At 72.4% G+C, this 8,103-nt stretch carries 7 protein-coding genes; 3 read left to right on the top strand and 4 right to left on the bottom strand.

What is annotated here, in order from left to right:
* The first annotated feature begins 70 nt into the window (after positions 1–70).
* Complete coding sequence (locus E1288_RS45440; protein ID WP_132495445.1) at positions 71–1,714, top strand: FAD-binding oxidoreductase; 1,644 nt, start codon at positions 71–73, stop codon at positions 1,712–1,714.
* On the opposite strand, the gene E1288_RS45435 is transcribed toward E1288_RS45440, so the two are convergent.
* The 3 genes from E1288_RS45435 to E1288_RS45425 all read right to left on the bottom strand — a co-directional run bounded on the left by E1288_RS45435 (position 1,695) and on the right by E1288_RS45425 (position 4,984).
* Positions 1,695–2,432: a GNAT family N-acetyltransferase gene (locus E1288_RS45435; RefSeq protein ID WP_132495443.1), complete on the bottom strand. Its 738-nt coding sequence runs from the start codon at positions 2,430–2,432 to the stop codon at positions 1,695–1,697. The genes E1288_RS45440 and E1288_RS45435 overlap by 20 nt on opposite strands.
* A 228-nt stretch (positions 2,433–2,660) precedes the next feature.
* Complete coding sequence (locus E1288_RS45430) at positions 2,661–3,812, bottom strand: MFS transporter (protein WP_132495441.1); 1,152 nt, start codon at positions 3,810–3,812, stop codon at positions 2,661–2,663.
* The gene (locus E1288_RS45425; RefSeq protein WP_207954933.1) at positions 3,809–4,984 is read right to left on the bottom strand and encodes an MFS transporter; all 1,176 of its coding nucleotides are present in this window, start codon (positions 4,982–4,984) and stop codon (positions 3,809–3,811) included. The genes E1288_RS45430 and E1288_RS45425 overlap by 4 nt, the downstream gene beginning before the upstream one ends.
* Before the next feature lie 90 nt (positions 4,985–5,074).
* Between E1288_RS45425 and E1288_RS45420 the strand changes: the two genes are divergently transcribed.
* A complete protein-coding gene (locus tag E1288_RS45420; RefSeq protein ID WP_132495439.1) occupies positions 5,075–5,623 on the top strand; it encodes a TetR/AcrR family transcriptional regulator in 549 nt (182 codons plus the stop codon).
* 123 nt (positions 5,624–5,746) lie between these two features.
* On the opposite strand, the gene E1288_RS45415 is transcribed toward E1288_RS45420, so the two are convergent.
* Positions 5,747–7,126, bottom strand: coding sequence for an MFS transporter (locus E1288_RS45415; RefSeq protein ID WP_235884277.1), 1,380 nt, complete (start codon positions 7,124–7,126; stop codon positions 5,747–5,749).
* Between the two features lie 66 nt (positions 7,127–7,192).
* Here E1288_RS45415 and E1288_RS45410 point away from each other — a divergent pair, with 66 nt between their 5' ends.
* On the top strand, positions 7,193–7,795 hold the full coding sequence (locus tag E1288_RS45410) for a TetR/AcrR family transcriptional regulator (protein ID WP_132495437.1): 603 nt from the start codon (positions 7,193–7,195) through the stop codon (positions 7,793–7,795).
* Positions 7,796–8,103: the final 308 nt, after the last annotated feature.

The following is an 8,103-nucleotide window of genomic DNA, read 5'->3' as shown; positions in this document are numbered from 1 at the left end:
GGCGGGCGCCGGCGGGGTGCTGCCACCTCGAGTGCTGTGACATTGCGACGTCATGTGTAACACTGTACTGGTGAACGGCCTGATCGAACACACCCTCCGCGGCAGCTGGACCCCATCGGGGGCCTCCGCTGCGCCGTTGTCACCACACGCGCTGCGCTGGTTGCGCCAGCGAACCGGCCTGGCCGAGACCGCCACGCCGGCGGTTCCCGTCTCGCTGCTGGAGGTCGCCGAGAGCGACCTGCCGGAAGCGGCGCGCGCCGAGCTCGCGGCCCTGATCGGCGAGCAGCAGGTGCTGACCGACCCCGCCGAACGGCTCGGCCGCGCCGGCGGGATGTCGTACACGGACCTGATGCGCCGCCGTGGCGGCAGCAGGCTCGCGGTGCCCGACGCGGTGCTGCTGCCCACGGACCCGGATCTGGTGCAGGGCGTCCTGAAGATCTGCGTCCGGCATGACATCGCCGTCGTCCCCTTCGGCGGCGGCACCTCGGTGGTCGGCGGCGTCGACGCGCTGCGCGGCGGCAAGACCGCGGTCGTCGCGCTGGACCTGGCCCGGCTCGACCGGCTGGTCTCGCTCGATCCGGGCTCGCGGATCGCCGTGGTGCAGGCCGGGATGCGCGCGGCGGAAGCCGAATCCCTGCTGGCCGCACACGGTTTCACGCTCGGCCACTTCCCCCAGTCCTACGAGCGGGCCACCATCGGCGGCTTCGCCGCGACCCGGTCGGCGGGGCAGGCCTCCGCCGGTTACGGCCGCTTCGAGGACATGGTCGAGGGCGTCCGGCTCGCGACACCGGTCGGTGAGTGGCGGCTCGGGGTGTCTCCGGCGTCGGCGGCGGGCCCCGACCTGCGGCAGCTCGCGGTCGGCAGCGAGGGCGCGCTCGGCGTGATCACCGAGGTGGCGCTGCGCGTCCGGCCTGCGCCGGCCCGGAGCCGCTACGAGGCGTTCGTGGTCGACGGCTGGCAGTCCGGCGTCGACGCGGTGCGGGCGCTGGCGCAGGGGCGCGCGCTGGCGGACGTCACCCGGCTGTCCGATGTGGACGAGGCCGACGTGCAGCTGGAGCTCTCCGGCGCGCTCAAGGCCCGGTCCCTGAAGACCTACTTGCGCGGCAGGGGAATCCGGCAGCCCTGCCTGCTGGTGCTCGGCTGGGACGCGGCCTCGCACGGCGAGCTGAAGCAGCGCCGAGCGGCGACCCTGCGCGCGCTGCGCGGAATCCGCACGGTCCGGTTGGGCCGCCCGGTCGGCGAAGCCTGGCGGTCGCACCGGTTCTCGGGGCCGCGGCAGCGCGACGCGCTGCTGGATCGCGGCGTGTGCGTGGAGACGCTGGAGACCGCGACGCACTGGACCGATCTCAGCGAACTGCGCTCCGCGGTGCGGACGGCGCTGGTGCGGAACCTGCAGGTCAACGGCAAGTCGCCGATCGTGATGTGCCACATCTCGCACGCCTACGAGACCGGCGCCTCGCTGTACTTCACGGTGCTGGCGGCCCGCGACGCCGACGACCCGCTCGGCCAGTGGCAGCGGGCGAAGATGGCCGCGTCGGACGCCATCGCGGGCCGCGGCACGATCACCCACCACCACGCGGTCGGCGCCGACCACCTGCCGTGGCTCGAAGCGGAGATCGGCGACGTCGGCGGCGCGGTCCTCGCGGCGGTGAAGAAGGCCGTCGACCCCACGGGAATCCTCAACCCGGGCAAGCTCATCCGGCCAGCGCGGTGATCGCGCGGTAGCGGTAGCCGAGCCCGCGGTACACCCGGAGCGCGGGCTCGTTGCCCGCGTCGACCATCAGCGCCACGCCGCCGTCGCGGGCGAGCTCTGCGGTCAGGAACGCGCAGAGCGTCGTAGCCAGGCCGGCGCCGCGGTGGTCGGGGTGGGTGGTGACGCCGGAGATCAGGCGGAGCCGGGGCGCGGGCCAGGAGTCGGCGCCGACGGCGAGCAGTGTGCCGTCCGCGCCGCGGATCCCGGCCCAACGGCAGGCCCCGGGATCGTCGGGGAACAGGTACGACGTCGGGTTCGCCTTGCGCAGCAGGCTGGCGATCGCGTCTTCATCGGCGTCGGCGAGCCACTCGACGCCCGTGGTCGGAGCGCTCGGCGGCTCGGTGGCGAGGTGCATCCACCCGAAGGTCGCGCGCACCTCCAGCCCGAGGCGCTCCGCGACCGGCCCGGCGAGTTCGGCGCCGGCGAGCGGCCGGAGCCGGTCGCTGCGCACCTCCGCCATGACCCGCGCGAGGAGCTCCGCCGCGTCGTCGGCAGGGCCGCCGAACAGCACGCGGTCGTACCGGCTCAGCTTCGGCGCGTAGACGGCCACGGCGCGGCCGTGCTGCCACGCGGCCCCGGCCTCGTGCGGGTACTCCGGCGTCAACGCCTGCGCGCCCCAGCGGACCAGCAGATCATCGGTGGCTCCGGCGACGGCGTCGGCGGATAACAGCTCATGCATGCCCCGATGGTCCCCCACTCCCTCGAGGCCCAGGCGGTGAGCGTCGACCGTGGGCGACGGTGACCAACAGGTCGCTGATGGTGGTCAGCGCGGATGCCTGGACTGTGCCGTCAGGGGCCGGGGTGGCCGAGGTCGAGTTCCTTGCCGTGATCCCTCCGCCGCTGGATCGAGCGAACGGCCTGTTCGCCTCACCTATCGAGGTGAACAGGCCGTTCCCGCCGGGTGACCTCAGTCGCGCAGCGACAGGAGCAGCGCCACTGCGGCGAGGGCGGCGGCGATGAAGCCCAGGTGCTGGGCGCCCGCCCACTCGATCCCGATCGCGCCGATGATGCCGGACGCCGCGATGGCCAGGTAGAGGATCGCGGCGTTGAGCGACACCAGCACCGATGCCGAGCCCGGCGACAGCGTGATCAGCCGGTGCTGCTGCGGCGTCGTGATCGCGAAGGCCGCGATGCCGAAGAACACGATCTCCGCCGTCGCCAGGCCGAAGCTCCCGGTGGTCAGCGGCAGCACGAGCAGGCTGACCACCAGCCAGGCCAGCGCGAGCGCGACGACCTTGCGCCCGCCGAGCCGGTCGGCCAGCGCGCCGGCCCCGAAGTTGCCGATCGTGCCGATCACTCCGAGCAGGAACATCAGCACCGCCAGGCGGATTCCGCTCCCCTCGGTGGCCGGCGCGAACACGGCGGCGATGTAGGTGTACGGCAGGTACACGGCGGTGAAGCCGATGAGCGTCGTCGCCAGCACCACCAGCACCCGCCGGTCGGCCAGCGGCGCGAACCGGGCGCGCAGCGACTCGGGGGTCGACGCCGCCACGTCGGCGGGCACCAGCCGGAGCACGCCCAGCAGACCCAGCACCGCCAGCCCGGCGACGAACCACATCGTCATCCGCCAGCCGGACACGGCGCCCAGGGCGGTGCCCAGCGGCGCGCCGAACGCGGTCGCGGCGGTGAAACCCGTTGTCACGGCGGCGATGGCGCGGCCTCGCCGGTCTTCGGGCACCAGCGCGGACGCCGTGACAGCCGCCGTCGGCACGAACAGGCCCGCCCCTGCGGCCGCGACCACCTGCGCCGCGACCACCAGCTGGAACGACGGCGCGACCGCCGTGGCGATGTTCCCGATCAGGTAGACGGCCACCGCGAGCAGCAGGACTCGGCGCCGCCGCCAGCCCGCGGTCGCGGCGACGAGCACCGGCGCGACCAGCGCGCACGTCAGCGCGAAGGCGGTCACCACCTGCCCGGCCGTGCTCATCGAGACCCGGAGGGTGCCGCTGAGCTGCGGAAGCACACCCGCGAGCACGAACTCGCAGGTGCCGACCGCGAAGGTGCCGAACCCGAGCACCGGCACGGCCCACCGGCTCGGCGTGTCCACTGTGGATGTCATCGGCGGGCTCCGACCGCGTTCGCGTACTCGGACATCGCCAGGCCCGCGACTACGAACACCGCTGCTACCCAGGGCAGTGCGGCGGGGGAGAACGGCAGCGCTGCGGCGCCGATGACCCCGGCCAGCGACGCCGCGAGGTATCCCCCGGAGGCGTTGAGCGAAATGACGAAGGAAGCCGCAGCCGGGGCGGCCGCGATCAGCCGGTGCTGCTGCGGCACCGTGATGCTCCACGAGGTGAGCCCGAAGACCACGATCGCGATGACCGCGCCGGCGAAAGTGGCGGTGGACCAGGGCATCACCGCGAAGTTGAGCGCGCTGACCGCCATGGCGGCGGCGATCACCCGTCGCGGCCCGATCCGGTCGGCCCAGCCGCCGGCCACCAGGTTCCCGACGGTTCCGGCGCAGCCGGACAGGAACAGCAGTACCGCCAGCAGCATGCCGCTGCCGCCGGTCGCGGCGCCGACGATCACGCTGACGTACGTGTTGACCACGAAGATCCCGATGAACGCGACGACCGTGGTCAGCAGGATCGCGACGACCTTTCCGTTGCCCAGCGGGGAAAGTCGTTCGCGCAGGCCAGCGGCGGGCGGTGCCGGAACCGGCGGCAGGAGCAGCGCAACGCCGATCCCGGCGGCGACGCCGAGCGCGGCGACGAGCCACATGGTGCCGCGCCAGGTCGCGACCGTCCCGAGCAGCGTGCCGATCGGCACGCCGAGCGCGGTCGCCGCGGTGAGCCCCAGCGTCACCAGGGAAATCGCGCGTGCGCGCTGGTCCTCCGGAGCGAGCGCGGCGGCGGTCGCCCCGGCGATCGGCGTGAACATGGAGGCGCCGGCGGCGGCGAGAACGCGGGTCGCGAGCACCGCGCCGTAGGCCGGGGCGAGCGCGGTGGCGATGTTGCCGACCGCGAAGACGGCGAGCGCGGCGAGCAGGACGCGGCGGCGGGGCCAGTTGCCGGTCAGCGTGGCCATGACCGGCGCGAGCACGGCGTAGGCGATCGCGAAGACGGTCACCAGCTGCCCGGCCTCGGCGATGCTCACCTGCAGATCCGCCGAGATCTCCGGCAGGACACCGGCGACGACGAAGGCGTCCGTGCCCACGGCGAACGTGCCCAGCGCCAGCACCGCCACCCGGAGCGGGACGCGGCCGGTGGTGGGTTCAGCGGTCTTGGTCAAGGGGACTCCCCAAAACGGTACCGATCGTTTCCATGTGGCGGACGGTACCGATCGTTTCCGTTTTGGCGCAAGCTCGGATATCGTGGCGGCATGGCAACGCGCGCTCGAGAACGTCTCGTGGAGGCCGCGGAGCAGCTCTTCTACACCGAGGGCATCCGGGCGGTCGGAGTGGAACGGCTGGTCGCCGCCTCGGGAGTCGGCCGCGCCTCGTTCTACCGGCACTTCGACAGCAAGGACGACCTGGTCGTGACCATGCTGCGCGGTTACGCCGACGGCGTGCTGGAGCGGCTGAAGGCTGACGTCGCCAGCCGCGGTGGCGGGCCACTGGCGGTCTTCGACGCCTTCGCGGAGCGCTTCGCGGCGCCGGACTTCCGCGGCTGCGCCTCGATCAACACGATGGTCGAGATGGCGGACCCGGACAGCGCGGCGCACCGCGTCGCGGCGGAGCACAAGGAAGAGGTCACCGACTACCTGGACGGTCTCCTGGCGGAGGCGGGCTACCGCGGCCACCGGCAGCTGGCCGAACAGCTGATGCTGCTGATCGACGGGGCCAACGTCACGGCCCTGCGCGAACGAACGGCGGAACCGGCCAAACGCGCCAAGGTCATTGCCGCGGCCCTGCTGGATGCCGCCGCCTGATCCGGTCCGCGACGTGCCGGGATGGCGCCGTTTTCGCGCGAAACCGTCGCCCGCCCCTCAGGGGACTTGCCGGTTTCGCGCGAAAACGCCAAGTTCACCCTCGTGGGTCGGGCCCGGTGCCGTTCAGCGGTGGCCGTCGCGGCGCGCCGGTAGCGCCGCCGCCGCGACACCGGCCGCAACGAGAATTCCCGCACTGGCCAGGAATGCCGTGGCGTAATCCACCGGTGCCTGCGGGTCCTGGGTGCCGGAGATGGAGATCAGCGCGGCAAGCCCGAATGCGCCGCCGATCTGCTTGGTGGTGTTCATCAGGCCCGCGGCGGCACCCGCCTCGGTTGCGGCAGCTCCAGCGGTGACCGTGGTCGTGAGCGGCGTGTTCAGCAGGCCGCCGCCGAAGGAGAGGACGATCGCCGGACCGAGGATCCCGGCCAGGTAACCGCTGTCCGCGTCGATGCGGCTCTGCCACGCGAACCCGGCCGCGGCGATCAGCGCGCCGGCGACGATCAAGGTGCGGCCGCTGGCGTGGTGCATCAGCCAGGGTGTGAGGAGCCGCCCGGCCACGATGGTCACGAGGGTGTGCGGCAGGAAGCCGAGGCCCGTTTGCAGGGCGGTGTAGTGCAGCACGTCCTGCATGTAGAGCGTGAGGAAGTACCACATCGGCGCCTGGAAGCACGCTCCTACCAGCAACATCACCGCGTTGCCCACGGCGATCGAACGGTTCTGGAATAGCCGCGGCGGCACCAGCGGTGAGGCCGCGAATCGGCTTTCGACCACCGCGAAGAGCGCCAGCGCGGCGGCCCCGGCGGCGAGCGGACCCAGGGTCTGCGGGGCGGTCCAACCGAGCGGGACGTTCGTGACGCCGTAGGTCAGGCAGGTGAGACCCGCCGTGGCGAGGATCGAACCGGGCAGGTCCAGGCGGGTCCCGCGCGCCGCGAGAGGGCGGTCGGCGGCCAGCGCGCGGGCCGCGGAGACCAGCGCCAGCGCGCCGATCGGCACGTTGATCAGCAAGGTGGCCCGCCAGGACAGGAACTCGGTGAGGGCACCGCCGACGAGATTGCCCGCGGCGCCGCCCGCCACGCTGACCGCGGTCCAGGTCGCCAGCGCGCGTGTCCGATGTGGACCGTCGGCGAACGTCGTCGTCACCATGCTGAGGGTCGCGGGGGCGAGCACCGCCGCGCCGAGTCCTTGCGCGGCGCGCGCGGCGATCAGCGCGGCGGGGCTGGTGGCCAAGCCGCCCACCAGGCTCGCCGCGGAGAAGGCCGCGAGGCCGGCCAGGAAGATCCGCCGCCGGCCGTGCAGATCGGCCAACCGCCCGCCCAGCAACAGGAAGCCGCCGAAGGTCAGGAGGTAGCCGTTCGCCACCCACTGCAGGGACTCCGGCGTGAAGCCCAGCTCGGCCTGGATCGAGGGGAGCGCGACGTTGATCACCGAGACGTCGAGCACGACCATCAGCTGCGCTGCGCAGGCCAGCGCGAGCACCGCGCCACCGACTCGTTCCTGCCGCAATGGAGTCCTCCGCCGTTGTGATACATCTGTATCAGATACACTTGTATCACAACGGAGGGAGTCGCATTGCCGAAGACCGTCGACCACGACCAGCGGCGGGCGCAGATAGCCGAGGGCCTGGTGCGGGTGGCCGCGCGCGAGGGTCTGCATGCGGTGACGATGCGTTCGGTGGCCGCCGAATCCGGTGTCTCGCTGCGGCTGGTGCAGTACTACTTCCAGACCAAGGCCCAGCTGATGCACGACGCCCTGCGCCACCTGGAACGGCAGAGCCAGGAGCGGTGGGCGGCGCGGCTGGAGCGGATGCCGAGCCCGCCCTCGGGCCGCGCCTTCGTCGAAGCGTTCCTCGCCGAGGCGCTACCGACCGACGAGGTGAGCCGGGCTTTCCACCTCGTCGGCGCCTCCTACGCGGTGCTGGCGATGACCGATCCGGAACTCGCCGACCAGCCCTTCGTTGCGGGACTGAACCACCTCGAAGAGCAGCTCGCCGACGCGCTGCGCAGGGCCCAGGCCGACGGTGAGCTGTCGCGAGATCGCGACGCGTCCGTGGAAGCGGCTCGCCTGATCGCGCTGAACCACGGGCTGGGCACGGCGGTGCTCGTCGGCCAGCGGACCGGCCGGGACGCCGAGGCCGTGCTGCGCTGCCACATCGACGAGCTCTTCGCCACCTAGGAGGTCATTTCAGGAGGGCTCCGCCCGACCCATCAGGGGCGCCTGACAGGAGATGGCGATTTCGCGCGAAATCAGCGCCCCGCTGTCCAGGCGCACCTCGTCGAAACTCCCTTAGGGTTCCTAACAGAATGATCACTTGTAGTGACTGGCATTCCCTGATGGTTGATCATGATCGTGTGAAGAAGGGTGAGCAGCCGCCGTGGATCGTGCCGGACGAGCTGTGGGAGCGAATAGAGCCGTTGTTGCCGCGCTGGGAGAACGCGCTGCCTCGGCTGGGTCGCAAGCGACTGCCGGACCGACTGGTCTTG

The sequence above is a fragment of the Saccharopolyspora elongata genome, from assembly GCF_004348985.1.
GTDB lineage: Bacteria > Actinomycetota > Actinomycetes > Mycobacteriales > Pseudonocardiaceae > Saccharopolyspora > Saccharopolyspora elongata.
This window is presented reverse-complemented; position numbering and strand designations above follow the sequence as displayed.

Excerpts from the sequence above, each read along its gene's own strand:
- E1288_RS45435 (WP_132495443.1), bottom strand. The coding sequence starts at position 2,432 with ATGCATGAGCTGTTATCCGCCGACGCCGTCGCCGGAGCCACCGATGAT.
- E1288_RS45430 (WP_132495441.1), bottom strand. The coding sequence starts at position 3,812 with ATGACATCCACAGTGGACACGCCGAGCCGGTGGGCCGTGCCGGTGCTC.
- E1288_RS45420 (WP_132495439.1), top strand. The coding sequence starts at position 5,075 with ATGGCAACGCGCGCTCGAGAACGTCTCGTGGAGGCCGCGGAGCAGCTC.